We start from the raw sequence: 24234 nt of genomic DNA, 5'->3' as shown, positions 1-24234 counted from the left end.
TAGGAAGAGAGTCAACTCTCCTAGACGGTTCTGCAGGATTCTCTGCGGATCAGCTCCGCCTGCACAATACGCTGCTCGGTAGCGGACGGATCGTTCATCTTCTGAATCAAGATGCGGCCTGCCTCCGCGCCCAGCGTTTCCGCCGAAAGCTCCACAGAGGTCAGCTTCGGTGTCATTTCTTCGGCAAGTCTCACATCATTGCTTAATGCGACAATGGAGAGATCTCTCGGCACTTCCATCCCCAGCTCTCTTGTAGCCCGTAAAATACCGAGCGCAACGCGGTCTGTGTCCGCAATGACAGCCGTATAACCAAGCTTGCGATATGTTCCCATCGTCGTTATGTATCCGTAATCGATCGGCGATGCATGCTGTTTCCTCACATAATTGATGACATGCTCGTTCCTGAACGAAATGCCTTGTTCCGCGAAAGCTCTTCGGAGTCCGTTCTCCCGATCGACTGAAACCGTCATATCGTTCGAGGCGTTCAGGAAGAGAATGGAACGGTGACCTTCCGACAGCAGGTACGTGCCGACGTCATAGGCCAGCTTCTCATTGTCATTATCCACATAGGAAATTGCGCTGTCCAAAGGATCGGGACGGCCGACGAGAACCAGAGGGATTCGCATCTGCTCGTATCTGGCAATGCGCTGATCGTCCTTGCGCGGATTCAGCATGATGACGCCGTCGACGGGATCGCTTGAAAACTGGGTCAGATCGTCGAATTCGGGAAGCGTATCGAGCAGAATGCGGTAACCGTGCTTCGTACACTCCTTAATGACGCCATTTAACATTTGAATCTCAAATTGGGACAAGGAGCCCGCTTTGGAAATGGGCATCTTCAGTCCGACAACCATCGTCTTCTTAATGGCCAAACTCCTGGCGATATGATTTGGGAAGTAACCCAATTCCTTGGCTACCGAAAGCACCCGATCGGTAACGCCTGCAGAAATCGGCCTTTTCTTGCTAAATACGCTGGAGACGGTTCCTTTGGAAACGCCCGCCAGCCTGGCAACGTCATCGATGGTAGCCATTCATCCACCCCCTTCATGCATCTGTCGAGGCATGTTGTATGTTTCATTAAAGCGGTTTAATTAAACCGGTTTAACGCCCTTCGTAATTTTTATTATAGTGGGTTACTAACAAATTACAACATGTTTTTTATTAATCTTTCGTAAAATGCGGGTAAGCGTTTAACCTATTGATTTACTTGGTCTTTTACAGATTTTTAACATGAGGTGAAATCGCTTACTTTTCCCGTTTTCCCCTCCGTCACGAAATGACCTCTTTCGCCATAAATCGACACATACCTTCACGTGGCGACTCGTGTTTTTCCGGCGAAATGAAACCGAAGTCCGACACATACAATGGTATTGGCAGTATTCAACTTAAGGGAACGCGGAGGGATTGGAACTTGAAAGCATTACTTCGGCTGGAGGATATCGGACCCGGCGGTTATTATGAGACAACGGAAAGTCAAATGAAATTGCGTGCCGTTGCGGATTATTTATATATGCAGCATATTCCGTTTCACGTCGCTGTCATCCCGCGATTCATAGATCCGAAGCGAGGGTACGACTGCACCATGAGCAATCCCTTTGACGCTGTCTCCGTCAGATTTGTCGACATGCTGCAAACGCTTCGCACAAGAGGTGCATCGCTGGGCATGCACGGTTATACCCATCAATACGGCCAGTCGGTCAGCGGCGAAGGCTATGAATTTGCCTATGAAGGCTGTCAGATGGATTGTCCTCCGGACGATGCGCCGAGCTCTCTTTCAGGCTCCGTTCATATGCAGCGATCGTACGCTTACGGCCGGTTTCACATGGCCTTGTCCGCCTTTCAAACCGCCGGCCTGCGTCCGGATTGGTTTGAGACGCCGCATTATGCGGCTTCCCCCGTGCAGCGCAAACTGCTGGAAGCGTGCGCTTGGCTCATCTACGAGAATAACCCCCGGGAGCCTTCCCGGCGTCAAGTGACTTCCTGCAGAACGGCGTCCCTAGTGGGTAGAACGTATTACGTGCCGACCCCTCTGGGCTATGTGAGCGGGGAACAGATCGACGGTGACGTGAACCGAATAATGAGCGAAAGCTCCGCTTACGGTGAGGAGGATTTGGCGTCCTTCTTCTACCATCCGTTTCTTGAATTTCCCTATATTCACATCCGCAAATATGCGCCTCCCTATTATGAGGAGCGAACGCCTCTGAAGCGGATTATCCAACACATGCTGTCCGGCGGAAGACGGTTCGTGAACATTCAAGATTTGATTTATTCGGTCATTTCTTCATAAGCCGTATAAAATGGCCGGGATCGTGACACAATAACCTTTGTTGTTTATTGAACGAAGGAGGTGTTAGCATGGCGAATCAGAATGAGCAAGCGACCAAAGCGCAAGTACAGTCTGACGAATTTAATAAATTACCGGTTCCAGGCCAAGATGATACGGAATTTTCCGCAGAGGAAGCGGCGGAAGTTTTCCAATCCAATCCGAACTCGAACTCGAACAACCAATCTCAAGATCAATAATTACATAGGTTGAGTTCAAATAGGGCTATCCCGCAAGTCTGCCGACTCGGGATAGCCCTTGTTCTTTCGCTGCGTCCGTTCCATGCTCTACAGATCATAGAACTGCATATGCGGCTTATGGTTCCTGTAGTACGTTAACCGATCCAGCAGCGTACCCGTATGGAACTCAAATTTATGCCCGTCCGGGTCTGTGAAGTAGACCGAACGTTTATCCTGTTCATCTCTCGTGCGGCCCGGCAAAATATGAACGCCCAGCTGCTCCAGCTTGCTTACCATCCCGTCAAAATCTTCCTCATCTACCGAGAAGGCAATGTGCGTATACGACTGGGCGATCTCACTTCTCGGAATATCCTGCTCCACATTCAAAGCAAGCCAGGTCCCGCCCAAATCAAAATACGCCAAGCTCCTCCCTTTCACCAGAAGCTTCGCGCCGAACACCTCCGAATAGAACCGGATCGACGCGTCCAGATCGGATACGGAAAATAGCAAGTGATTGATACCGTTAAGCCTCATTCTTGTCCCTCCTCGTCTCCCCTCTTAAGTTCCAGACGTTCGTGAATGATTCCTGCCTTCTTGGGAATATTAACTAGGCAAAAATCCATTTCCTAGGAGGTCGCTCCATGTCTGACTATCAATCCGATCTGCAAGATGCAGAAATCAAAGCGCATAATGCCGTCGCTCATGCGCTAAGCAATTTGAATGCCGCGCAAACCGCCAATAACGATCGCCGTCAAGCCATTCAAGAAGCGCAGGAGCAGCTCGATGCCGCACACGCCCAATTGGCTGAAGCGCGCACCGCACAAACCGCGAATGCGGACGAAGATACGCTCTCGTAGCTGCAAAGAACAACCACCCCTCGGTACACTGAGGGGTGGTTCGTATGTTCAGATCGAACCATCGTTGAACGCCAGGTCCTGAATATAGGTCCGCATATGCTTGCGGAGCTGCGATTCATGCAGCTTGACGCCGCTTAATTGGCCGTTTGACAGCTTGCTTAGAGGGAACACCTTGTACTCCGCCATTTGACGGTAGTAGGTGAAAGTAGACAGAAATGCCGGCTGGCTTAATTCTATCCTGGAAGACTCTTTCGTCGATATTTTCTTCACAAGAATGCTCGCGATGCCGCCAGTCCGTTTGGGGATGCCTCCCTGTGCGGAAATGAAGTTCCCCAGCGAGTAAAGAACGAACGTCTTATGCCCGTTGCGAGCCGTCACCCATGCCGGGGGCTGCAGCACATGCGGATGGTTGCCGATGATGATGTGCACGCCCAGTTCAGCCAGCTTATGCGCCAATGCTTTCTGGCTGTCATTAGGCAGAGGCTCGTATTCGTTGCCCCAATGCATGGCAACGACGACGACATCGGATGCGAGCTTAGCTTGTGCGACGTCGTGAGCCATTTGCGGCATATCGATGCGATTGATCAAGTACGATTTGCCCTTTGGCTGCCGGATCCCATTCGTACCGTACGAATAGCTCAGAAATGAGAACGTTATTTTATTAACGGTGAGCGTGCGGATTTTTTGTCTGTCCTCCTGGGATTTGTATGCGCCGGTATACGGGATGCCCAGCACATCCCAATACGAGAGTGCGCTCTGGATGACTTTCTCCCCGCGATCCAACGTATGATTGTTGGCCACCGTGACGACGTCGACACCGGCTGCCTTCAACGCGTCTCCGACTTCATGCGGGGAGTTGAACGCCGGATAACCGGACAGCCGAAGCGCCGCTCCTCCGATCATCGTCTCCTGATTCGCCACGAGGATATCGGGTGCCTGCATATAGGGACGAACGGCTTCGAACATGCCCGTGAAGTTGTACGTGCCGTCCTTCTGCTTGGCATCTTGATACACTTCACTGTGTATCAGCACATCGCCGATCGCGGCAAGCGTCGCCTTGTTCACTTCCGGCTTCTCGGGCACGGCCCTCGGCGACGGCTGCATCCCCCGAGCCGGCGGCTCCGCTTGCTGGACATGCAGCCTCGGCTCTTGAGGCGCGGCCGGCCCGCCCGTATGGGTATAGAAGCAGCCGGTTAGGGTCACCAGCAGCAGGACGAAGACAACTTTGCGATTTCTGAGCAAACGGCATCCCTCCAAAGGCATCCTTTGGCATAGTATGCCCCAACGTATAAATCCCCTCTGCCGCCAGAGGGGATTTATTCACGAACTTGTCGAGAGCTTTAGGATTTTTGATGGTTTGTATAAATCCCCACGACCGAAAGCAGCGCGGCAACTCCGTTGGCAATTGCATTTATGTCATCATCTTCAATGATGTTCACCCCATACGCGTCTAAGATCAGTTTGGCTGCTCCAAGCAATCCTAGTGATAATGTGTAGTAGTTCAATTTCAATTCTCTCACCTCCTATGAAAATAGGATGCTATATGCTATGTGAGAGATTGCGTATCGGACATGTTCAAATGACAGGCTGCAAGGACACAAAAAACGTGCCGCCGCCTTCTTCAAGGCAGGGCACGTTCTACTTACTTGGCAATCGCCGGCTCGGCTATGACTTGATATTTGGAGGAGACGAAAGTTTCCGCTTTCGCTTCTGTGATGACCTGCGGATACATCATATCGGGGTTCGGCTGCTGTACGGTATAGTGCACAACCGCCTGCCCGTTTCCTTGGAATTCGATTCCCGTAATCGTGAGTCCGTATCCGGGATGCGGCATCTCTTTGGACAGTGTCACTTTGTTGACTTCCTCGTTTACTTTCTCCACATTCACGGTTACGTTCGCGGCCGGCGCCTCGTTCTGCGCATGGGCTTCTACGAAGCGAATCGCTTGATACACCCAACCGGCCGCCTCTCCGCGCGTTAATTCAGTTTTCGGATTGAAGTTGCCATCCTTATCAAGCTGGGTAATTTTGTACAGCAATAAGCGTTGCAAAGCGCCTTGATAATTGATATTGATCTGATCTTCATCTTTGATCATAATATACATTTTGATAAGCGGGAAGTTGCCTTTCGTTTCCATTGCACGCACTAACAAATCACCGAATTGCTCGCGCGTAATCGCCGCATTCGGGTTTACATCCTTAGGAATCTCCAACCCGTTGTAATGGGCGATTATGAAAGCATTCGCATACCAGGCATCATTCGGGATATTCGTGTACGTGTCCGAAGCCAGCGGCTCTTTGATGAAACGAATCGTATCCATGTTCAGTTTCAAGCCATTCACAATCATTTGCACGCTCTGAGCGTAGCTGATTTTGCCTCTCGGCACGTAATGCTCGTTATCAATACCGCTTACGACTCCGCGGTCTTTCAGTGCCAGCACCGCCTCAGACTGGCCTTCCTCCAGATCCGTAAAGGCGAATGCCGGGCTGATCGTCAAGGCGCTGACCAAGAGGGACGTTAACGTCAATGCAGCTAATTTCTTCATGTTTCAATCTCTCCTTTGCATTTTGAACGGTTGATTTCATGGTTACTCTTCCTAACGCAGGACAGCTCAATAATGTTGCAAAGGCGGCAAGCGAATCCATCAAAATTAGGTTCATCGATTCACCCTGCCTATCTGCAAAGGATATGGCTTAATTTGGTAAATGGGTTCATATAATGAACTTAGCTGTACGGACTGGCCTATGCCATGAGGAAAGGAAACGTTCGATGCAAAATTGGTTCATTATATTTATCTACAATTTGTTAACCAACGTCGATAACGCCATTATGATTCAAAATTCCTTAAACCGGTTCAGCGTACGAAGTAAATTCAGGGTCTATCTGCTCGTACTTTTATGCGTACTCCGCATTGTTTATATCGCATGCGTCCAATCCTGGTCCAAAGTGCCGTACATCAATATTGCGACAGCGATCATCATGTTTGCCTTTGCCGTCCGCATGGTCATGCCGAAGAAAGAAATGAGGAGACATTTCTCCCTCCTTTGGATCTTCACCAGCATTGCCGCTCTCGATTTGGTGATGGGGATCGACAGCATTCTGCTCTCCGCCAGATTGTCGGGGAATGTGGTCTTCATCGCGACCGGCGTACTGCCGGCCTTATTTCTGCTCTTTTTCTTCTCGTACAAAATGGAAGAGTTTCTCAGCAAAATGCCTTGGCTGGAAATTGCCATTGCCGGTTTGCTCGCCCAGCTTGCCGTGCTGCAAATCAAAAAGGAACCAGGCATCCTGCAGCTGCTCCAGGAAGAATGGTTCGACCTCATGGGCATTCTCGTCATGTGTCTCATCTGCGGTGTCGGCTGGTTCAACTTCTGGCGCAGCAGGTCACATCAGCTCTAAGAGCGACAGGGCGCCTTGATGACCTGACGCTAATGCGACCGTTCTGTCTGCGTGGTGCCGTGCAGCCTCAAGCTCGCCAATCTCGTAATAGCAGATCGCCATCTCATACTGCACTTCGGCATTCGTGTCGTATGCTTCATCCGTCTGTTCGAAATAATCAAGCGCTTCCCGGTATTTATCCATCCGGTACAGCAGCGATGCGCTGGCCAGCGCCAGCTCATGCCTGCTTGTAAGCGGATAGTAGCCGTTCCACATGCAGGTAATGCCTTGGGACAGCGACTCCCACCGCCACTCCTCTCCCGGAAGCAGCTGCTCGGCGATGTGTTCCGCACATTGCATGAAGAACTGCGCATCATAGCCGGTTAACCGCCAGAAAGCGAGAAACTGCGGGATTTGGAGCTGCTCCAAATAACCGTCCAACCATTCTTTGATCGTGATGTAATCGTCGGGCCCATATCGTTCTACGAACCTTCTGAACGCAAGTTTGGTGTTCCCGTACATATGCGGCTCTGCGACATGCAGCAGGCAGCCAACGTTCAAATGGTGATAAGGATGGGACGTAAATAAACATAAAGCCCCGCTTTGCTCCAAATGAAACCGAATGGCATGGTAGTTGGCCGTCAAAGAAAAGCTTCCGTGATGAATGAGCTCCGGAGGATCGTTGTACGCCCAGCTTTCCAAGGTATGCTCGCCCTTGTCCCCCGTCAAGATTACGGCGCCTTCGGCGGATAGACGGTGCAGACGTTCCAGACATTGCAAACCGACCGTTGGAAAAAGAATATGGGAATCCTCCAGCTGGCTCGCGTACAGCTCCATGATCGGATGGTACGGATGATCCTTGTGCCGCATCTCGTCCGCCAAGCGGTACTGAAATGTCGGCACAATCCGACTGAGCAGTTCAGAGCCTATCGGTTCCTCCGTCTCCTCGGAGAGCGACAGAGATACCATGCAATCATACATGTGATTGTTCTCAACGTAGATCAACTCTTGCGGAATACTATCGAAGAAATAGTTCGCAATGACGACCAAGGGCTGCTTCAAGTCCCCGTGCCGAATGGCCATTCCCGATTCCAGCAGATGCAGCTCTGCATCCTGCTCCGCATCAAACCGGGCAAAGTCCAAAATGCCTCTCCGCACATACGGCTGCAAGCTGGGGTGCTGCCGCCAATACGCCGTGTTCGCTTCAGCCAAATCGGTCATCACATAGCGAAATGATGGCAGCTCAACCCCCGCATAGTCCATCATCGCGCATAGCTCATGGAGAATATGATAAGCTAGCAAGCCGGATCCGGCGCCCAGCTCGACAATCGTAACCGGCTCGGACACACAGCCTAGGCAGGAGCGGTCCTGCAGGAAGCCATAAATCATTTCCGCATAGACGGCAGCGATCACAGGATTGCTCGTAATATATTGCGGAACCTCATGCTGCTGCCATGCCTGAATGCCTTGCTCTTCGTAATAGGCTCTCTGGAGCTCCCAGATCGGCGACTCGCTGAAACGATAAAGTTTCGTATCGATTGATGGCATTCTCTATCCGTCCTTACATTATTGATTGGTCAATCAAAAATTTCCCTTATATCTAAGACCAGCTCCCTATCAGGGACAGCTTTCTTTCTTTTCCATGGGCAACCGGCCATTCTGGGCATATAGTATTACATCTTACCTCTTGAAAGGAAGTACACGATGAATCCCTATTTCGATAATCGCCCATACCCTCCCCTGTATTGGCCGGTTCCTTATACGCCTCAGTTCCCGTTCCCCCAGGAGGGCTGGCCATTCGCGCAGCCTGCTCCCTCAGAACAGGAGGACGGGCAGGAGTACCGCGAGAGGGAGCAGCCGCTGACCTTCGTCCTTATACACGGCTCGTGGGCGGATGCTTCCTTCTGGGCCGGCGTGGCCGCGGAACTGCGCAAAAAAGGCCATACCGTCTACGTCCCCGAATATCCGGGACACGGGGCTGACCCTAACAAGGCTGTTACCCATGCCATGATGTCCAAATCGATAGCCGATTATATTCGGTCCCGCAATCTCAACAACATCATTCTCGTCGGGCACAGCTTCGGCGGTTCATTAGTGCAGAAAGCAGCGGAGCTTGTTCCCGATCGCTTGAGACGCCTTGTCTTTATCAATGCCTTCGTCCTGAAAGACGGTGAACGGCTTGCCGATGAATTTCCGGCCCCTATGCTGGCTATGTTCGAGAAGCTGCGACAAAGCTCGAAGGACGACACCATCATGCTGCCATTCCCTGTCTACCGCGAGCAGTTCTCGAATTTGGGCAGCCTAGCGCAAGTCCAATCCCTGTATAATAAAATAACGCCTGAACCGGCCGGTCCTTCTTTCGAGAAGCTCGATTTGAAAAAATTTTACAGCCTCACGGTTCCTAGAAGCTATGTATACCTGACGGAAGATACCGCGATTCCGATGGGCCATCCCGACTATGGGTGGCATCCCCATATGTCAAGCCGGCTGGGTTTGTTTCGCCTCATCCAAACGCCTGGCGACCATATGACAACCATTCAATTCGAGCCGCAGCGCATAGCCCGCAAACTGTACGAGGCTGCCAGAGACTAAGAGCAGCCCTGCGTATAGCTTGGCTTCGGGTGGTCTTGAAGCCAATTCAGCATATCGTCCAGCGTGCGTACGGGAACGATCAGCAGATTCGGCGCACCTTTCCTCGCTTCAGCCTCGTTGTCCGCCGGGACGAAGAATACGTCGGCATTCGTTCTGCTGATCGTATATGCTTTCTGCTCAAGCCCGCCGACCGCGCCGATGATTCCGTTCGCTTCCATCGTCCCCGTGCCGGCTACGTGGTTACCATAAGTCACTCCGCACGGTGTGAGCTGATCGATTAATGTTAATGCCAGCATTGCGCCGTGAGAAGGACCGCCTTCATGAAGCAAGTAATTGTGATAGCTGACGGGCAGCGGAATATCATAGCTCATCTCATTGGCAACCTGAATACCGAAGGCCGCCCGGCTTGCGTCATCCGGATTCGCTCGCGTCGCTGCTTGGACGCTGACAGGCTTGCCATCCCGCAGCACCGTGACGGCTACGACATCGCCGGGCTTCGCAGCCTTCATGCGCTCGGTGAGTTCCGTTATCATCGTGATGCGCTGCCCATTCATTCGCTGAATCACATCTCCAAGCCGGAAATAGCCGGCAGCCGGGCTATCCTTCAGGATCGCGGTAATTCTGACGCCGCTCGTCGTTATCCCCTTCCCTTTGCCGACCCTTTGCAGGGCAACGGCGCTTCCGGCAGCATTCGCATCAGCCTTCATCGTACGCACCTCTTGATTGTATTCGCCAAGTGTCATCCCCAGATTCTCGACCTCGAACGAATACTTGGCGAACAGCTTCGCATACAGCCAATCGATGGGAAAAGCGGGCCGCTCGAACACGAGTACGCCGGATATGTCCCCATGCACCGCTCCTTCGCTCACTTGCGCATAACGGTTCATGTTCAAGGTTAATCCGGGGTACGTCACCAAATACTTCGTGGGCCAGAACATGACGAGCAGCAAACCGACCGTTACGGCAAACGCGGACAAACTCCGAACGGGCAGTTTGCGGCGTCTTCGCTCATACATACAGAGGTCGAGGAAGACCAACAGCCATGTTAGGATGAATGCTCCCGCCGAAAATTCCAATTTCTTCGGTATCGCAATGAGAATAACGGCGCTAGCCACACCAGCTGCGCACACAGCAGCCGTCCTGATCCGTACCCATAATTGCGTCTCCAAGCGGAAGTGAAGCGCCGCGCCGACAGTCCAGATTATGGGGATGAGCGCGAGCACATAGATCAGATCATCGATGACATCGATCCAATATACGACCCCGCCAATCCGCAGCGGATCGGGCAGCCAAATCAATTCGCCTGTCACGATTAGCAGCATGGCGAAGACCATACCGGCGTAATAAAGCTTTTGCCAGAGAGCCATTGTACGCACTTCCCCTTCTTGAAGGCAAAAAAGTAGCAGGCACTCCGCTTGAGCGTCCGCTACTCGATCACCTTGCCATTATTGCTTCTTCATGTAAGCTACGACCTCATCATACGAGAGCTTGCCGCCGAAAATATCGAGCGCGCTGCCGATCGTAATATCGAGCTTGCCCCCGGATAACGACTTGAACAGTTCGATATCAGCAAAAGATCTCGCTCCGCCAGCATATGTCGTCGGAATCGTAACCCACTCCGCCAGCGTGCGGACGAGACTTTGCTGGATGCCGCTCTGCTTCCCTTCTACATCAACGGCATGAATGAGAAACTCATCGCAATACGCTTCCAGGAAGCGAATATTGGCCGCATTCAGCTCGAAATTGCTGAGCAGCTTCCATTGGTTCGTCGCAACGAACCATTTGCCGTCTTTCTCTTTGCAGCTTAAGTCGATGACGAGCCTGTCCTTTCCCACAGCCGCTGCAATTCGGTCCAGATGGTCACGGTTCAACTCGCCGTCACGGAAAATGTAGGAGGTGACAATCACATGGGAAGCCCCCTCTGCGAGATAAGCCCCGGCATTGTCAGCATGAATGCCCCCGCCGATTTGCAACCCGCCCGGATAAGCGCGGAGCGCATGCTTGGCCTCATCCTCGTTCCCCCCGCCAAGCATGATCACATGTCCGCCGAGCAGCTCGTCTTTCTTAAACATCTCCGCATAATGCCTGGAGCCGTACGATGATACGAAATTCTCAACAACCGCTTTCCCCTCGGTACCTAGCGTTTCCCCGACAATTTGTTTCACTTTTCCATTATGTAAATCAATACACGGCCGAAATTTCAATGTCCTTCCCCCACGATCCTCTTGATGTGACTCGAATTATGATTACTGCTTGATGAAGCCTTCCTCATCCATGTACTCTGCAACTTCCTCGTAGGTTTCGAACGCGCTGTCGAGATTGTCGCCGGCATAGACGTACCAGAGCTCCTGCTCTTCGTCATAGATAACGGCAAGCCGATGTCCTTCGCTGCTTACCCAAAGTTCTTCCTCCGTTACCTTGTTGAGCGTTTCCGGTTGATCCGTAACGGACGGCTTCTCCCCGGATAAAGACTGGATCGAAAGGCGAACGATCTCGCGCAGCTCCTCGGCTCCGAAATCACGAATGTTGACGAACCCTTTCGGGTCGGTCGCATACCCTTTCATCCGTTCCGCATACACGAAGCCATTGCCGTTCGGATGTAAATGATAGACGACAATCTTCTTGTCATACTTACTTGCCTCATAATGAAAATTAATGCGCCCCATCGAAACATCTCTGCGCTGCAGCTCGGGGAATGATTCCACAATCGCTAACTTTTCTTCTACACTAAGCATATAAGCCTCCGTCAAATTGTACAAATGCTGCTTCTTCTTGATATATTGTAAATTATAACACATATTTATTTATTCTAAGCTTGATCTGGTAAAAATAACAACAGGACGGATCCCATTATGGCATTTGGCGTAAAAAGAGAGGAACTTATGCGTTGGAAGGAAGCCGTGAAGCGCGGAGAAATCGCCTTCTTAACTCACTACTGGCTGGATGACCGCTTCGGCGACATTCGGACGGTGACCAAGGTAGGGTGTTCGGATTTGGAACGGCTTACCGCTTGGTGCGTATCGCACGGTCTCAATCCCCGGTACATTCACCATAACCCGTCCTATCCCCATTATGACCTATTCGGACCGGTACAGAAGCAAATCCTTGAGCTGGAGCAGCAATGGGATCAGATTGAGAGGTTTAAGCTGTGACAGCACCTAAATTGAAAGTAACCTTCGTTCTTTTGCTGAGTATGGCCGCACTTGTTTGCTTTATCGCGGTTTCCTCGCAAATTCATAGCGAGCAGCTTCAGTTCTTTGACCATGCCGTCATTCAAGCTGTGCAAAGTCTGGAGTCACCGGAGTTAACCCCGATGATGGCATTTTTCAGCTTTATCGGCTCTACCTGGATGGTCATCACGCTTTCGCTAGCTGCAATAGCCTTTCTTTATTTTGCACTGCATCATCGGTTCGAGCTGCTTTTTTTCGTTCTGGTGGAAACGGCCTCGGCCATTCTAAATCAGCTGCTCAAGCTTTCATTTGCCCGCGAGCGGCCGGATCTGCACCGGATCGTTGAGGAGGCGGGCTTCAGCTTCCCGAGCGGCCACTCCATGGGCGCGTTCGCGCTGTATGCTTCGCTAGCCTTCCTGCTGTGGCGGCATATCTCCTCCGGGATCGGGCGAATCGCCGTCATCCTGCTCAGCTCGCTGATGATTCTGCTGATTGGAATAAGCCGAATTTATCTGGGCGTGCATTATCCCAGCGATGTCATTGGCGGATACTTGGCCAGCGGCGCCTGCTTCACGCTTGCCGTCTGGCTCTTCCAATGGTACCGCGAATACAGGGCGTACCCCGCCCTGCTCCAAGAAAAAACCTCCAAACCGTAGGATTACGGATTTTGGAGGTTTTCTTCTTGACGGTCCTGCCTTAATCTGGTTTCAAACTTACTGATGGCAACAATGCTGTACTCGCCAAGCGATTGGATACGCTCGCGGGCGCCGGCCGGAAAGCCCGGGTGCCCGATATCCAACTCGTCGGTCAACTCATTATACCAGGGCAATAAATTCATTTTGATAACCAAAACCCGATTTTTCACACTAAGATACCACCTTTACAACGCTATATCCCTAGTTTATTCATATGCGTTGATAGTGTACTAGATGAATTCTCTAATTCAAAATCAAAATGCTTAACTCCACCCGATACTCTCGAACCATAGCCCTTCGTGCTTGTGCTCCACGGCAACCCGAATATAACTAACCATATTGGAAGGGAGCTCATCTAGAGGAAACCATTGTAACTGCTCGCATTTGTCAGGCTCAAGATTCGTAATCTCACCCTGCCAGCGGTGTGCGATCAGGAAGAAATCAACCCATTCCGAGCTCATGTTTTTGCGGTGCATGACCCCGATCAGTTCCATATCCTCGGGTCTGATGTCCACTCCCGCCTCTTCTTTGGCTTCTCTTATGGCTGCAGCAACGACTTCCTCGTTGCCGTCCATCCGGCCGGCAACGACGCTCCAATTGCCGTCTTGAAATCCGGTATTTTGCCGCTTGAGCAGGAGCACTTCGCCGTTTCGATAAAATAAAATGTGTACCGAACCATACAATATAGGTGTGCGCATTGCGATCCTCCATGTTCATGTCCCTATTAATCTATCTTATTTTACATGAAGTGTCTGAAACGATAAAGCCACATCCATAGAAGCATCGTCGCTCGGATACATCGCGATATCCGCCTTGCCGTTGCCGTCGAAATCCGCCACCGTAAGCCGTCCGTTCGCTTTGCCCCAAGGCCCGAAGACGGAGAGCAGCTGGTACGTATGCTCCGGAGTTTGCTGGTACACGCGGCTCGTCAAATTATCCGCATCCCAGCGCAAAATATCTTCCTGTCCGTCGCCATTGAAATCGCCAAATCGAATGCCGCCAAGCTCATCAGGAATGGGCAGCTCAACTTTATTCAACTGCCACTGCATGCCGGCCGCATCCAGCTCAAACTCGACGCCTTGCGACGAATTTTCCTTGAACAGCATCAACTTCCGGCCCTGGGCTCTTCCCAAGTCCCTTACGATCAGCTCTCGGGATGAGTTGGAGCGGAACGTATAGGGCTTGATGCTCTTCACTTGGCCGTTATGAATATACAAGCCAAGCAGTTTGCTCCGGTCTTGCGACTGCCCGGCGAGAATGCAATCCCCGTTAGGCTGATCAAGCTCGTATAAGTCATGCCAACGATTGGCGGGAATCGTCCAGGATTGGCTGAGCGTAAACGAGCTGCCGGTTGATGCGTAGGCTTCCAGTTTGCCGGTTGGACGCACGATCCATAGGCCATTCCTGTGCTCATCCGACCTGCTGTTCAAGGCAAATGCAGCGCCTTCCGAGTATGGGATCGTCGCCCACTTCCGGGGAGCAGGCTGAGCGTCATTACGCAGCTGCTTGAACTGTCCTTGCAGGACGGACATGCTCCCGATTTTCTTATCCCAGAGGACGGCATCCGATTGGTCTCTGCCGCTGACATGCCCGATTAGCACCTGCGTCGTCTTCGGGCTGCCGAGCTTCAACCGCGATGCGGGTGTGAACGGCACATAATCGAGAATCGAATAGAAGGGATATCCCTTGCTCTGAAGCTGGGCAATCAGCCTCTGCAGCACGCTTGAATGATCTCCCTCATAGCGGAACTCCGGTATGCCGTCTCGGATCACCGGCCTATCGAACTCATCGACAACCGGCACTAGATGGCTGAATTCCAGAAACGGATGATAGAAAAATGAATGAATGCGCTCCGGCACACTTAGTTGGTTGAGAATAAATTTCTCATCTTTGCCGTCGGGAATATATGACAGAGTTGTCGGCACGTAGACGCTGCCCAGTGACGTGCCTCCGAATCCTTTGTTCGGCACATTCTCATATCTGGCCGATGGCGGGTTCGGATCTATCGTCATATCCGGTTGGTACTGAAGCCCGAAATAGGAGCGAAACACTTGATCCTGCTCCGGAGCCGTATGATAGTGCGGGGCTTCCCAGAAATGGGGCGTAATACCGGCCCTTTGAAACCTCCCCCAGCTTTCTTGCACACGCCGTTCGGCGAACGAAACCGTCTTCGTTTCCGGCAGATCCGCAACATCGAACTCGTTGCCGATCCCCGAAGCATGATGCCCGTCATTCCTGTAAGTATCCCCTGCTTGATGCGTATAGCCGTGCATCCCAACTGTTCCGCGCCGTTCAGCCGCACCTGCGATAATCCGGTTAAATGCTTGTATATAGGTATCGTCCAGTTGGTCGATCGATTTGTCATAACGAGCGCCTTCCGCTGTGATATTGATCCAACGAGGAATGACGGCCATGCTGAAGGAAACCTGGCGCTCATCCAAATAGTCGATTACCGCCCTTAACTTGCCCAAGCCTTCGAGCGAGCTGTAATAGCCTCCCGGCCCGATGTCCTCCAACCGCAGCATCATGAATCGCGGCGTATTGTCCGCCCCTTCCACAGTCATCATATGGTACAAACCAAGATACAAGCCGCAGGAAACTGTCCCTGCAACGACATATCGCAGCCATGCGTGTTTATGCAGTAATTGTCTCATCGTGCAAGCTCCCCCAAACATGCTAACCCGATCTGTTAGCTGGTTAAAGATACTATTCGGCCCTCCATAGCCCCTTCTCCTGCTCCAAAAATGCTCCTACAAATTTTGAATACGCTTACAAAATTAACCAAATCATTTATTGGCTTCACTCGGCTTTATCTGTTATTGCCGCCTATCTTATCTTATCACCGCAGCCACAGGTTGAAAATACAAATTGCACCCAGCACGTTTGACTAGACCCATTTGAAGTGCTACAATTCAAGCACATTTGGTTTCATGCTATCCAAAGGGGGGATGACCCTTGCATCGTTTTACTCGAAAGCACCAATGGCAAATATTGGTTTGGATCATTCTCGGCCTTTTCATTTTTCCTTTAACTCCGCCAATATCCCATCACTTTACTAACGATACCGAAGTGCTTGTGCTGGCCAATACGACGCAAGTTCTGACCATACAGGAACCGACGCCTACCAAAAAAACGATTTATACGCTTATCGATGACCTTCATTCTTACAATGACTTCTTTGCTGATTATGAAACGACCGTATTCGTCATCTTTATTGTTTTCATCCTTTCGAAAATATGGCTGCGTTTAAAAGCGATTCTGCTCTCATTCCTGAAATTTTCCTCTGGTTACACGGGCCTCATTTATCATTATTCATAGGCGTAAGATGGAAATGAATTATGGAAAAGAGGAATCTACATGTCTAACCTGTCAACTGGGGCTGAACAAGCCATTTCCAAGCACCAAAAGCTTAGCCGCATCACCTTTCTGCGCAGAATCATGTTCATGATCGTCGGTTCTGCCTTAGTATCCGTCGCTTTGGAAATCTTTCTCGTTCCGAACAATATTATCGACGGCGGGATCGTCGGCATTTCGATCATTTTGTCACATCTGACTCATTTTTCACTCGGTATATTTCTTGTTTTGCTCAATCTGCCGTTCCTGTTAATAGGCTACAAACAGATCGGGAAGACCTTTGCTTTATCTACGCTATTTTCCGTCATCCTGATGTCCATTGGAACCACCCTGCTGCACCCGGTCCAGGCCATTACCATAGATCCGCTGCTGGCCGCCGTGTTCGGCGGGATCATTCTCGGCATCGGTGTCGGACTTGTCATCCGCTCCGGCGGATCGCTCGACGGTACGGAAATCGTGGCGATTCTGGTCAGCAAGAAATCGCCTTTCTCCGTCGGCGAAATCGTGATGTTTTTCAACTTCTTCATTCTCGGCAGCGCCGGCTTCGTATTCGGTTGGGATCATGCCATGTACTCGCTGATTGCTTACTTCATCGCCTTCAAATTGATCGATATTACTATCGAAGGACTTGACCAATCCAAGTCCGTATGGATCATCTCCGATGAGTACAGCAGAATCGGCGACTCGATTACATCGCGCTTGGGCCGCGGCGTTACCTATTTGCAAGGTGAAGGAGCGTTTACCGGCGATGATAAGAAAGTCATCTTCAGCGTCATCACCCGGTTGGAAGAAGCCAAGCTGAAATCCATCGTCGATGAGCTGGATCCCAAAGCTTTCCTTGCCATCGGCAACATTCATGATGTCAAAGGCGGGCGCTTCAAGAAGAAAGATATTCACTAGCGATACCAAAAAGGTTGGACAGGATCATCACCTGTCCAACCTTTTTTTTAACTCCAATAGCTCCTCAGATCCACCTTCTGGCCGCTCTTCGCGCTGTCGAGAGCGCCGAGAACCATCGCCATGCTCTTGATGTTGTCACGGCAGTCGGTCTCTGCACGTCTGCCCGATTGCAGCGCCTCGAACATCTCGTCTAGGCACCCCGCGTGCCCCTTCTGGCCGGTCCAATTGACCTCCGCTTCCACTCTCGTAGATTCGCGGATAAACTTGCCGGTCTGATCGCCGCTCGCCACGACCTCCGCATACGGCACTCCCGCACCGTCCCAGATCGCTGTGCCCTTCTCGCCCGTTACGCGCCATGACGCCTCCCATGAGGTCGGCGCTCCCTCCGCGCACCAGGAACCGCGATAGCAGAACACCGTTCCGTCCGACATCTCATAGATGCAGATCGCGGATGCATTCCCGGCATACCAGGAGCCGGGCGGGTTGAATTCATGGCAGTACACCGTGACGGGATCTGCTCCTGTCAGAAGGCGTGCCTGATCGAAGGTATGGATCGCCATGTCCAGGATCAGCGGGCTTGCCATAGCATCGCGGAAGCCTCCGAAATGCGGGCCGAGGAAGAAATCGGCCCCCACATAGCCGACGCGTCCGATCGTTCCCGCGCGGAGCAGTTCACGCAGCGCGCGGATATTCGGATCGTAGCGGCGGTTCTGCATGACGGAGAGCGAGCGGCCTGTCCGCTCCGATAGCTGCACAAGCTCCCGCGCTTCGGCCATCGTAGCGGCCATCGGCTTCTCGCCGAACACGCTGCATCCGTGGCCAAGCGCCGTCGTCGCAACGGTATAATGGCTCGCCGGGATCGTGATGTCCAGCACGAGATTCGCGCCCGTCGCCTCTATCGCTTGATTCAAATCGGTGTATATCCCGCAGGTCAGACGATGCCGATCCGCCATCGCTTGCGCGAATTCCTCTTTGATATCGACAAGCGCGACAATCGAGCTGTCCGCCCGTTTCAATACATATTCCACCCACACATTGGCCATGCTGCCGCAGCCAACGACTACAATCTGATATGTGCTCACCGTATTTGCCCCTTTCATCCTATCCTATAGATCATCACCGGTAAGATTCGAACAAATCAAACATAAAGTGCATCGCTTCCTCTTCGTCCTTCCCCTTGGTCCAGAGGCGCAGTGTCGTACCGGCCTTGATCGGTATCAAGAGCATGCCCAACAAGCTTTTGACATCCACACTATGAGGCATATGGTCATGCTCAAAATCAATGATAATGTCCGACATAAAATGAGAAGACTTGGATGAAATCTCAATCAAATCATGCCGCTGCAAATCCGCATGGATTTCAAATTCATGTACTCTCATAGACGCGCCTTCCTCATGTATAAAATGTAGGGAAACTAATCATGACAACTAGATTGTACCACGAGCTCTGCGAAAATTCTTCCATTTTCGGTAACTTCTCCGCACAACATTGAGCGCGAAATCGGGGATCTGAATTTTCCCCACCCATGGAAAATAAAACCGGTCATAAGCGCTTTTCAAATCGTCCCACATCGGGCAATATTCGGTCTTCAGAAAATCGGAGACGTCGACAACGAGTCCCCGGCCATCCTTCATCATCACATTCTTGCCATGCACATCGTGGGGATTTAAGCCTCTGCTGACCGCATAAGCCAGGGCTTCATCGATATCCTTAATCACTTGGCGCGGGATTGGTATACCGCGATGCAAGCATTTGTATAAAGTAACGCCCGTCAAACGCCGCAGGACCAAATAATTGCTCCCTGCATGCAAACATTCGGAGTATGCGGGGTGCGGGCCTAACCGGCGGTACACTTCCGTTTCTTCCTCGATCCCCGGCCGGCCTGGCGCATAGACCTTGACCACAATATCCGGATAACTCGGATGCATGACAACAGCCGCATAATTGCCTGACCCAACCACTTTCCAAGGTTTCGGAATATAATGTACAACGATCGGCTCGTACGGTTGTTCGCTATTTAGTTCCAGCTGCGGTAACAATTGATGTTCAATCTCTACTAACCAAGGCTTCAACATATGAGTCGTCTTCTTCCTTCCACCCATCATTGAGCCTACTTGCGCGAACTCCCGGCCCATGATTTGTTAATTCCCGCTATGTGTGGTATTATACAAAGATATTTGTGTAAAGTGAAGTGTTGAATATGCCCTATTTTTATTTACTAGATTATCATATAGAGATTTTCAAAAATCCCTTGACCTGAGCAGTACCCAGGTCAAGGGATTTTTTTTCCTTGGGGAAACACTTCTGTAGGAGGTCATCATTCATGATTACAGACAACAAATCTTCCGTACTCGCAATCTGGCTGTCATTGATCAGCAACATTGTCCTAACCTTGATGAAAGTTATCATCGGGCTATTGTTTCAAAGCGAGGTCTTATTGGCCGACGGTCTCCATAATGCGGGAGATATTATCGCTACGGTTGCGGCGCTTAGCGCTATGCGCATATCCAAGCTCCCGGCCGACGAAGACCACCCTTATGGCCATGGCAAAGCGGAGGTGCTGGGCTCCGGTTTCGTCGCTTTCGTTTTACTCATCGCGGCGCTTTATATCGGCTATCATTCTACTCTTGCCTTATTCCATGAACCGACTTCGCCAAGCTGGATCGCTTTCACGGCCGCCGTCATCTCTACCCTTTGGAAATACGGACTCTATGTATACTGCATGCGAATCGGCCATTCTACCAGCAGCAAAAGTCTTATTGCTACGGCCAAGGATCATCTGGCAGACGTGTATGCATCGCTGGCCGCTGTCGTCGGGATCGGCCTCGCATTTGCAGGAAGAGCCTACGACATTCACTTTCTCGCTTACGGCGATGCAGCGGCGGGAATTATCGTCTCGCTCCTCGTCCTGAAGCTGGCAGTCGAAATGGGCAGGGAATCTTTCGATATTTTGATGGAGAAAACCGTCGATCACGAGAAGCTGCAGCAGTATACCGACCTTATTGAGGCAGTCCCGCAGGTGAAGCGCATCGACCGCATCCGCGCGCGCGAGCATGGGCATTACATTTTGGTAGATTGCAGAATCTCCATTCCGGGGGAACTGACCGTTCAAGAGGGCCACGATATTACCCGGATCATCAAGAAATCGATCATGGACCGGCACAAGGACGTGGATGAAGTACTCATTCATTTGAATCCTTGGTATGATGAATAAACGCATGAAAAAAGACGCCGGCAGGACTTAGTCCTGCCTGGCGTCTTTCTTATTTGCCTTCTTCGAAGAAACGAAGGTAGGCTCCGTAGCCTTCCTTCTCCAAATCGGCTAACGGAACGAACCTCAACGCTGCCGAATTGATGCAATACCGGAGCTTAGTCGGCCCCGGGCCGTCGTTGAAGACGTGGCCCAGATGCGAATCCGCCTCCGTGCTCCGAACTTCCGTCCGGACCATGAAGTGGCTCGTGTCGATTTTCTCTTTCACGTGCCCTTCATAAACCGGCTTCGTGAAGCTGGGCCATCCGCAGCCCGAATCGAATTTATCCATGGACGTAAATAACGGCTCTCCGGACACAATGTCCACGTACAATCCGACATCGTGAGAATCCCAGAACTCGTTGTCGAACGGTCTTTCCGTACCGTTATTTTGCGTAACCTCATACTGCAGCGGCGTTAGCTGCTTTCTGCGCTCCTCTTTATCCCTGGCTGTGTTCCAATGCTTCTCGATGAACGCATCGCGGCCTGAGCCTTTGCGGTACGCTTTGTAACGCATCGGATTTTTGTGATGATAATCCTGGTGGTACTCTTCCCCCGGATAGAAGGCATCCGCATCAATCCGCACGATGTCCGTCACGATCGGCCGATCGAAGCGGCCGCTCGCCTCCAGCGCCTGCTTGGACGCCTCCGCCTCGGCGAAATGCTGGTCGGTATGCGCGAAGATCGCCGTCCTGTAGGAAGAACCGCGATCATGGAACTGACCTCCGGCATCGGTAGGATCGATTTGGCGCCAGTAGGTGTCCAATAATTTATGATAAGGATAGAGCTCGGGATCAAAAGTAATTTGAACGGCTTCGGCATGACCTGTCGTTTCCGAGCACACCTCTTGATATGTCGGATTCTCCGTATGCCCGCCTATATAGCCTGAGACGACAGAGATGATTCCGGGCAGTTTCTCAAACGGCGTGACCATGCACCAGAAGCATCCGCCGGCAAATGTCGCTTTCTCGTATTTGCTTTGCTGAACGTTAGCATCCATGTTCTACTCCACCTCTTTTTCAATAAAATCACTTCTATCATACCAAAAGTTCGCGCGATAACCAAAAGTCGCTGCGAAGTCTCCGTGTACATGCCCCTTCTAGCCCGGCTAACGGACACAGTGGACCTTATTTCGGCGAAGTTGTGCCAATGTATGAATCTAACGGACACCAGCGCAGTTAATCGCCGTTCTGACCGCATTTCGCCTCGATTTCGGCCAAATAAGCGCTGTGGTGTCCGTTGGATACACAACGGGCCGTTCTTCTTTGGGATAACGGCTGTGGTGTCCGTTAGACGTATTGCGGCTGCTTGCTTGTTTGTTGAGGATTGCAGATACCACAGGAGATGGCGATTTACGGTGAGGATGCCTTCGACCTGCAACTACTCAGCACTTCATCTTCGCGTCTGCTACGGGGTAGAAGCCGCCTCCTTGCCCGGCTAACGGACACAGCGGACCTTATTCGGCGATTTTGTGCAACTATGAAAATCTAACGGACACCAGCGCAGTTAATCGCCGTTCTGACCGCATTTCGCCTCGATTTCGGCCAAATAAGCGCTGTGGTGTCCGTTGGATACACAACGGGCCGTCTAACTCTGGGATAACGGCTGTGGTGTCCGTTAGACGTCTGTCGGCTGCTTGCTTATTCGTAGCGGAAGTGTAGAGTGCCGGCAGCAGCAACAAAAAAAGGATGCCCAAGCCATGAAATGGCTTGAGGCATCCTTCCTAGCACTTACAGGCTGTTAAAAATGTCAGTAAGCACCGGTACGATCTGGGACTTACGGGAAACTACGCCTTTAAGCAGAGCTTTGTTGTCGGCAAGCGTTACGTTGTAAGCTTTCTCAACTGCCACCGCTTTGCGGCCCAGCGCAATACCTACGGAATCATTGTTCAAAATGTCCGTTACGACGAACAAGAACAAGTCAAGATTTTTCTCGGCAATGATCGTGTTCAAGGCAGCTTCGATTTCCGCTTGCTTGGACAGCACGTCGTTCACATCAACGGCATTGACTTGGGCAATTTCTACTTTATAGCTGCCCATTTGGAACTCTTTGGCATCCAGGGAGATGAGCTGTGCAACAGTTTTGTCGCTCAGGTCTGCGCCTGCTTTCAGCATGGAAAGACCGTACTCTTCAGCGTTCACGCCGGCGATAGCCGCAAGTTCACGGGCAGCTGCCACGTCTTGCTCAGTGCAAGTAGGGGATTTGAATAACAACGAATCGGAAATGATAGCGGAAAGCATCAAGCCTGCGATTTCTTTGTCAATGGCAACGCCATTCTCTTTGTACAATTTATTCAAAATCGTTGCTGTACAACCAACCGGCTCAGCGCGGTAGTAGAGCGGGTGACTCGTCTCGAAATTAGCGATGCGGTGATGGTCGATAACTTCCACTACACGTACTTGATCGATATCGGTAGCGCTTTGCTGGCGCTCAACGTGGTCAACCAAGATAACGTTCTCCGCTTCGTTCGCAACCGTATCCACTTGGCGAGGCGCCGCAACCTTGAACGTATCCAAGGCGAATTGCGTTTCACCGTTAACGCTGCCCAGACGAACAGCCTCAACCTCTTGGCCCAGTTTCGTTTTCAGCGCTGCATATGCAATTGCGGATGTGATTGAATCAGTGTCCGGATTTTTATGTCCGAAAATAAGTGTTTTTGACATGATACGACTCCTTACAGTTTTTAGTGTAGTGAGAGTTTACAGTCTCTACATACGATTATACTAAAAAATCTTGGTAAATCCATTACTTAACCAAAGCTTTAGTGAGGATTGGAAAATTGCGCGGAAAAACCATCCAGCAAAACGCCAAGTCCATAAAGAAATTCTTTCTCTTCATCGGGGCCGGTCGTATAAGCTGCAAGACGGATCATGTGCGGAAACTGCTCTGCCGGCAAGCTCCGAAAAACAGCTAAATAAGCGGAGCCAAACGCTTCCGGCGGTCCTTCCACACTCCGAGCCATATCTATATGCCTGGCTTCTTCGGCGGCGAAGCTGGTGATGTAATTCTTCAACATCCCGGCAAGCCATGGAATATGCTTGTCCTGAAATCCCGCTTCAGCCAGCACGCCGTAAAGAGTCTCAATATGCCGCAAACGTCCGTAACTGGTCGCAATGGTGCCATTGAATATGTCCACCGAGTCCCGATAGGAAAGCAGCGCCGTGCGAAAATTTATGGCCCAGCCGATGATTCGCTCTTTCCAGTTCATATCCCCCTCCGGCCACGCCAACTGGTCGCTGATATAATCCCCGAGAAGCTGCAGCAGCTCGTCTTTATCTTTCACGTGGTAATAAAGCGATGCCGCCTTTACTCCCAACGAATCGGCTATCTTGCGCATGCTAAGCTCCTTAAGCCCTAACGCATTGAGCTGTTCCAAAGCATGGCGAATGATGCGTTCTTTATCTAATGGCGTATGCAGCTGACCGTCCGCCTCGCTGCTCGTCCCCGTTTGCGCCGATTGAATCCGTCTTCTTCCCATCCACCCGTCTACCGCCTTTGCGCCTTCTTATCATTTATGTATTGACAATTATATCAC

General features: G+C 51.3%; 28 protein-coding genes. 10 read left to right on the top strand and 18 right to left on the bottom strand.

The features are described 5' to 3' along the window. Positions 1 to 20: 20 nt before the first annotated feature. On the bottom strand, positions 21 to 1031 hold the full coding sequence (locus PUT07_RS13345) for a LacI family DNA-binding transcriptional regulator (RefSeq protein ID WP_274468566.1): 1011 nt from the start codon (positions 1029 to 1031) through the stop codon (positions 21 to 23). Between the two features lie 380 nt (positions 1032 to 1411). On the opposite strand from PUT07_RS13345, the gene PUT07_RS13340 reads away from it, so the two are divergent. Together PUT07_RS13340 and PUT07_RS13335 are read left to right on the top strand one after the other, a co-directional pair. Then, the gene (locus tag PUT07_RS13340; RefSeq protein ID WP_274468565.1) at positions 1412 to 2287 is read left to right on the top strand and encodes a DUF2334 domain-containing protein; all 876 of its coding nucleotides are present in this window, start codon (positions 1412 to 1414) and stop codon (positions 2285 to 2287) included. A 68-nt stretch (positions 2288 to 2355) separates the two neighbouring features. After that, a complete protein-coding gene (locus PUT07_RS13335) occupies positions 2356 to 2523 on the top strand; it encodes a hypothetical protein (protein WP_274468564.1) in 168 nt (55 codons plus the stop codon). Positions 2524 to 2610: 87 nt separating this feature from the next. Here PUT07_RS13335 and fosB read toward each other — a convergent pair whose 3' ends face one another. Next, positions 2611 to 3036, bottom strand: coding sequence for a metallothiol transferase FosB (fosB, locus tag PUT07_RS13330; protein WP_274468563.1), 426 nt, complete (start codon positions 3034 to 3036; stop codon positions 2611 to 2613). Positions 3037 to 3143: 107 nt separating this feature from the next. Between fosB and PUT07_RS13325 the strand changes: the two genes are divergently transcribed. Beyond that, entirely contained in the window at positions 3144 to 3359 is a 216-nt protein-coding gene (locus tag PUT07_RS13325) for a hypothetical protein (RefSeq protein WP_274468562.1), read from the top strand. Between the two features lie 48 nt (positions 3360 to 3407). Here the strand turns inward: PUT07_RS13325 and PUT07_RS13320 are convergent, their stop codons facing one another. From PUT07_RS13320 to PUT07_RS13310, 3 genes are all read right to left on the bottom strand, one after another. After that, on the bottom strand, positions 3408 to 4601 hold the full coding sequence (locus PUT07_RS13320; protein ID WP_274468561.1) for a CapA family protein: 1194 nt from the start codon (positions 4599 to 4601) through the stop codon (positions 3408 to 3410). A 98-nt stretch (positions 4602 to 4699) separates the two neighbouring features. Further along, a complete protein-coding gene (locus PUT07_RS13315) occupies positions 4700 to 4870 on the bottom strand; it encodes a hypothetical protein (protein ID WP_274468560.1) in 171 nt (56 codons plus the stop codon). Positions 4871 to 5001: 131 nt separating this feature from the next. Next, positions 5002 to 5904 carry an S-layer homology domain-containing protein gene (locus PUT07_RS13310; RefSeq protein WP_274468559.1) on the bottom strand — a complete coding sequence of 301 codons (903 nt, stop codon included), beginning with the start codon at positions 5902 to 5904 and terminating at the stop codon, positions 5002 to 5004. 224 nt (positions 5905 to 6128) lie between these two features. Between PUT07_RS13310 and PUT07_RS13305 the strand changes: the two genes are divergently transcribed. After that, positions 6129 to 6758: a TerC family protein gene (locus PUT07_RS13305; protein WP_274468558.1), complete on the top strand. Its 630-nt coding sequence runs from the start codon at positions 6129 to 6131 to the stop codon at positions 6756 to 6758. On the opposite strand, the gene PUT07_RS13300 is transcribed toward PUT07_RS13305, so the two are convergent. Next, a complete protein-coding gene (locus PUT07_RS13300; RefSeq protein ID WP_274468557.1) occupies positions 6744 to 8285 on the bottom strand; it encodes an SAM-dependent methyltransferase in 1542 nt (513 codons plus the stop codon). The two genes, PUT07_RS13305 and PUT07_RS13300, sit on opposite strands and share 15 nt — an antisense overlap. A gap of 156 nt (positions 8286 to 8441) precedes the next feature. On the opposite strand from PUT07_RS13300, the gene PUT07_RS13295 reads away from it, so the two are divergent. Beyond that, on the top strand, positions 8442 to 9329 hold the full coding sequence (locus PUT07_RS13295; RefSeq protein WP_274468556.1) for an alpha/beta fold hydrolase: 888 nt from the start codon (positions 8442 to 8444) through the stop codon (positions 9327 to 9329). Here the strand turns inward: PUT07_RS13295 and PUT07_RS13290 are convergent. From PUT07_RS13290 to PUT07_RS13280, 3 genes are all read right to left on the bottom strand, one after another. After that, the gene (locus PUT07_RS13290) at positions 9326 to 10696 is read right to left on the bottom strand and encodes a PDZ domain-containing protein (RefSeq protein ID WP_274468554.1); all 1371 of its coding nucleotides are present in this window, start codon (positions 10694 to 10696) and stop codon (positions 9326 to 9328) included. The two genes, PUT07_RS13295 and PUT07_RS13290, sit on opposite strands and share 4 nt — an antisense overlap. Before the next feature lie 78 nt (positions 10697 to 10774). Continuing rightward, complete coding sequence (hisA, locus tag PUT07_RS13285) at positions 10775 to 11533, bottom strand: phosphoribosylformimino-5-aminoimidazole carboxamide ribotide isomerase (protein ID WP_274468553.1); 759 nt, start codon at positions 11531 to 11533, stop codon at positions 10775 to 10777. A 42-nt stretch (positions 11534 to 11575) separates the two neighbouring features. Then, positions 11576 to 12064 carry a hypothetical protein gene (locus tag PUT07_RS13280; protein WP_274469312.1) on the bottom strand — a complete coding sequence of 163 codons (489 nt, stop codon included), beginning with the start codon at positions 12062 to 12064 and terminating at the stop codon, positions 11576 to 11578. A 117-nt stretch (positions 12065 to 12181) separates the two neighbouring features. Between PUT07_RS13280 and PUT07_RS13275 the strand changes: the two genes are divergently transcribed. Continuing rightward, positions 12182 to 12481 carry a hypothetical protein gene (locus tag PUT07_RS13275; protein WP_274468551.1) on the top strand — a complete coding sequence of 100 codons (300 nt, stop codon included), beginning with the start codon at positions 12182 to 12184 and terminating at the stop codon, positions 12479 to 12481. Next, positions 12478 to 13155: a phosphatase PAP2 family protein gene (locus PUT07_RS13270; RefSeq protein WP_274468549.1), complete on the top strand. Its 678-nt coding sequence runs from the start codon at positions 12478 to 12480 to the stop codon at positions 13153 to 13155. The genes PUT07_RS13275 and PUT07_RS13270 overlap by 4 nt, the downstream gene beginning before the upstream one ends. A gap of 2 nt (positions 13156 to 13157) precedes the next feature. Here PUT07_RS13270 and PUT07_RS13265 read toward each other — a convergent pair whose 3' ends face one another. The 3 genes from PUT07_RS13265 to PUT07_RS13255 form a co-directional block, all read right to left on the bottom strand. Beyond that, positions 13158 to 13364: a hypothetical protein gene (locus PUT07_RS13265; protein WP_274468548.1), complete on the bottom strand. Its 207-nt coding sequence runs from the start codon at positions 13362 to 13364 to the stop codon at positions 13158 to 13160. Positions 13365 to 13457: 93 nt separating this feature from the next. Next, on the bottom strand, positions 13458 to 13892 hold the full coding sequence (locus PUT07_RS13260) for an NUDIX hydrolase (RefSeq protein WP_274468547.1): 435 nt from the start codon (positions 13890 to 13892) through the stop codon (positions 13458 to 13460). A gap of 36 nt (positions 13893 to 13928) precedes the next feature. After that, positions 13929 to 15848 (bottom strand): DUF2334 domain-containing protein, encoded by a 1920-nt coding sequence (locus tag PUT07_RS13255; protein ID WP_274468546.1) that lies wholly within the window; start codon positions 15846 to 15848, stop codon positions 13929 to 13931. Positions 15849 to 16149: 301 nt separating this feature from the next. Between PUT07_RS13255 and PUT07_RS13250 the strand changes: the two genes are divergently transcribed. Together PUT07_RS13250 and PUT07_RS13245 are read left to right on the top strand one after the other, a co-directional pair. Further along, positions 16150 to 16512 carry a hypothetical protein gene (locus tag PUT07_RS13250; RefSeq protein WP_274468545.1) on the top strand — a complete coding sequence of 121 codons (363 nt, stop codon included), beginning with the start codon at positions 16150 to 16152 and terminating at the stop codon, positions 16510 to 16512. A gap of 120 nt (positions 16513 to 16632) precedes the next feature. Then, entirely contained in the window at positions 16633 to 17448 is an 816-nt protein-coding gene (locus PUT07_RS13245; protein ID WP_274469311.1) for a YitT family protein, read from the top strand. Positions 17449 to 17495: 47 nt separating this feature from the next. On the opposite strand, the gene PUT07_RS13240 is transcribed toward PUT07_RS13245, so the two are convergent. The 3 genes from PUT07_RS13240 to PUT07_RS13230 are packed head-to-tail and all read right to left on the bottom strand — an operon-like array spanning position 17496 to position 19524. Next, entirely contained in the window at positions 17496 to 18548 is a 1053-nt protein-coding gene (locus PUT07_RS13240; RefSeq protein WP_379239656.1) for a Gfo/Idh/MocA family protein, read from the bottom strand. Between the two features lie 16 nt (positions 18549 to 18564). Then, on the bottom strand, positions 18565 to 18828 hold the full coding sequence (locus PUT07_RS13235) for an HPr family phosphocarrier protein (protein ID WP_274468541.1): 264 nt from the start codon (positions 18826 to 18828) through the stop codon (positions 18565 to 18567). Positions 18829 to 18876: 48 nt separating this feature from the next. Next, a complete protein-coding gene (locus tag PUT07_RS13230; RefSeq protein ID WP_274468540.1) occupies positions 18877 to 19524 on the bottom strand; it encodes a serine/threonine protein kinase in 648 nt (215 codons plus the stop codon). A gap of 248 nt (positions 19525 to 19772) precedes the next feature. Here PUT07_RS13230 and PUT07_RS13225 point away from each other — a divergent pair, with 248 nt between their 5' ends. Then, entirely contained in the window at positions 19773 to 20663 is an 891-nt protein-coding gene (locus PUT07_RS13225) for a cation diffusion facilitator family transporter (RefSeq protein ID WP_274468539.1), read from the top strand. 49 nt (positions 20664 to 20712) lie between these two features. Here PUT07_RS13225 and msrB read toward each other — a convergent pair whose 3' ends face one another. The 3 genes from msrB to PUT07_RS13210 form a co-directional block, all read right to left on the bottom strand. After that, the gene (gene msrB, locus PUT07_RS13220) at positions 20713 to 21699 is read right to left on the bottom strand and encodes a peptide-methionine (R)-S-oxide reductase MsrB (RefSeq protein WP_274468537.1); all 987 of its coding nucleotides are present in this window, start codon (positions 21697 to 21699) and stop codon (positions 20713 to 20715) included. Positions 21700 to 22429: 730 nt separating this feature from the next. Next, a complete protein-coding gene (locus PUT07_RS13215; RefSeq protein ID WP_274468536.1) occupies positions 22430 to 23362 on the bottom strand; it encodes a manganese-dependent inorganic pyrophosphatase in 933 nt (310 codons plus the stop codon). A gap of 98 nt (positions 23363 to 23460) precedes the next feature. Then, a complete protein-coding gene (locus tag PUT07_RS13210; protein WP_274468535.1) occupies positions 23461 to 24177 on the bottom strand; it encodes a TetR/AcrR family transcriptional regulator C-terminal domain-containing protein in 717 nt (238 codons plus the stop codon). Between the last annotated feature and the right edge of the window lie 57 nt (positions 24178 to 24234).

It is taken from the genome of Paenibacillus sp. MAHUQ-63 (assembly GCF_028765165.1).
In the GTDB taxonomy this organism is placed as follows: domain Bacteria; phylum Bacillota; class Bacilli; order Paenibacillales; family NBRC-103111; genus Paenibacillus_E.
This window is presented reverse-complemented; position numbering and strand designations above follow the sequence as displayed.

Bases quoted from the DNA above. Each gene is read 5' to 3' on its own strand.
- PUT07_RS13345 (WP_274468566.1), bottom strand. From the start codon at position 1,031: ATGGCTACCATCGATGACGTTGCCAGGCTGGCGGGCGTTTCCAAAGGA.
- PUT07_RS13335 (WP_274468564.1), top strand. From the start codon at position 2,356: ATGGCGAATCAGAATGAGCAAGCGACCAAAGCGCAAGTACAGTCTGAC.
- fosB (WP_274468563.1), bottom strand. From the start codon at position 3,036: ATGAGGCTTAACGGTATCAATCACTTGCTATTTTCCGTATCCGATCTG.
- PUT07_RS13325 (WP_274468562.1), top strand. From the start codon at position 3,144: ATGTCTGACTATCAATCCGATCTGCAAGATGCAGAAATCAAAGCGCAT.
- PUT07_RS13310 (WP_274468559.1), bottom strand. From the start codon at position 5,904: ATGAAGAAATTAGCTGCATTGACGTTAACGTCCCTCTTGGTCAGCGCC.
- PUT07_RS13305 (WP_274468558.1), top strand. From the start codon at position 6,129: ATGCAAAATTGGTTCATTATATTTATCTACAATTTGTTAACCAACGTC.
- PUT07_RS13300 (WP_274468557.1), bottom strand. From the start codon at position 8,285: ATGCCATCAATCGATACGAAACTTTATCGTTTCAGCGAGTCGCCGATC.
- PUT07_RS13295 (WP_274468556.1), top strand. From the start codon at position 8,442: ATGAATCCCTATTTCGATAATCGCCCATACCCTCCCCTGTATTGGCCG.
- PUT07_RS13290 (WP_274468554.1), bottom strand. From the start codon at position 10,696: ATGGCTCTCTGGCAAAAGCTTTATTACGCCGGTATGGTCTTCGCCATG.
- PUT07_RS13280 (WP_274469312.1), bottom strand. From the start codon at position 12,064: ATGCTTAGTGTAGAAGAAAAGTTAGCGATTGTGGAATCATTCCCCGAG.
- PUT07_RS13275 (WP_274468551.1), top strand. From the start codon at position 12,182: ATGGCATTTGGCGTAAAAAGAGAGGAACTTATGCGTTGGAAGGAAGCC.
- PUT07_RS13260 (WP_274468547.1), bottom strand. From the start codon at position 13,892: ATGCGCACACCTATATTGTATGGTTCGGTACACATTTTATTTTATCGA.
- PUT07_RS13255 (WP_274468546.1), bottom strand. From the start codon at position 15,848: ATGAGACAATTACTGCATAAACACGCATGGCTGCGATATGTCGTTGCA.
- PUT07_RS13245 (WP_274469311.1), top strand. From the start codon at position 16,633: ATGTTCATGATCGTCGGTTCTGCCTTAGTATCCGTCGCTTTGGAAATC.
- PUT07_RS13240 (WP_379239656.1), bottom strand. From the start codon at position 18,548: ATGAAAGGGGCAAATACGGTGAGCACATATCAGATTGTAGTCGTTGGC.
- PUT07_RS13235 (WP_274468541.1), bottom strand. From the start codon at position 18,828: ATGAGAGTACATGAATTTGAAATCCATGCGGATTTGCAGCGGCATGAT.
- PUT07_RS13230 (WP_274468540.1), bottom strand. From the start codon at position 19,524: ATGTTGAAGCCTTGGTTAGTAGAGATTGAACATCAATTGTTACCGCAG.
- PUT07_RS13225 (WP_274468539.1), top strand. From the start codon at position 19,773: ATGATTACAGACAACAAATCTTCCGTACTCGCAATCTGGCTGTCATTG.
- msrB (WP_274468537.1), bottom strand. From the start codon at position 21,699: ATGGATGCTAACGTTCAGCAAAGCAAATACGAGAAAGCGACATTTGCC.
- PUT07_RS13215 (WP_274468536.1), bottom strand. From the start codon at position 23,362: ATGTCAAAAACACTTATTTTCGGACATAAAAATCCGGACACTGATTCA.
- PUT07_RS13210 (WP_274468535.1), bottom strand. From the start codon at position 24,177: ATGGGAAGAAGACGGATTCAATCGGCGCAAACGGGGACGAGCAGCGAG.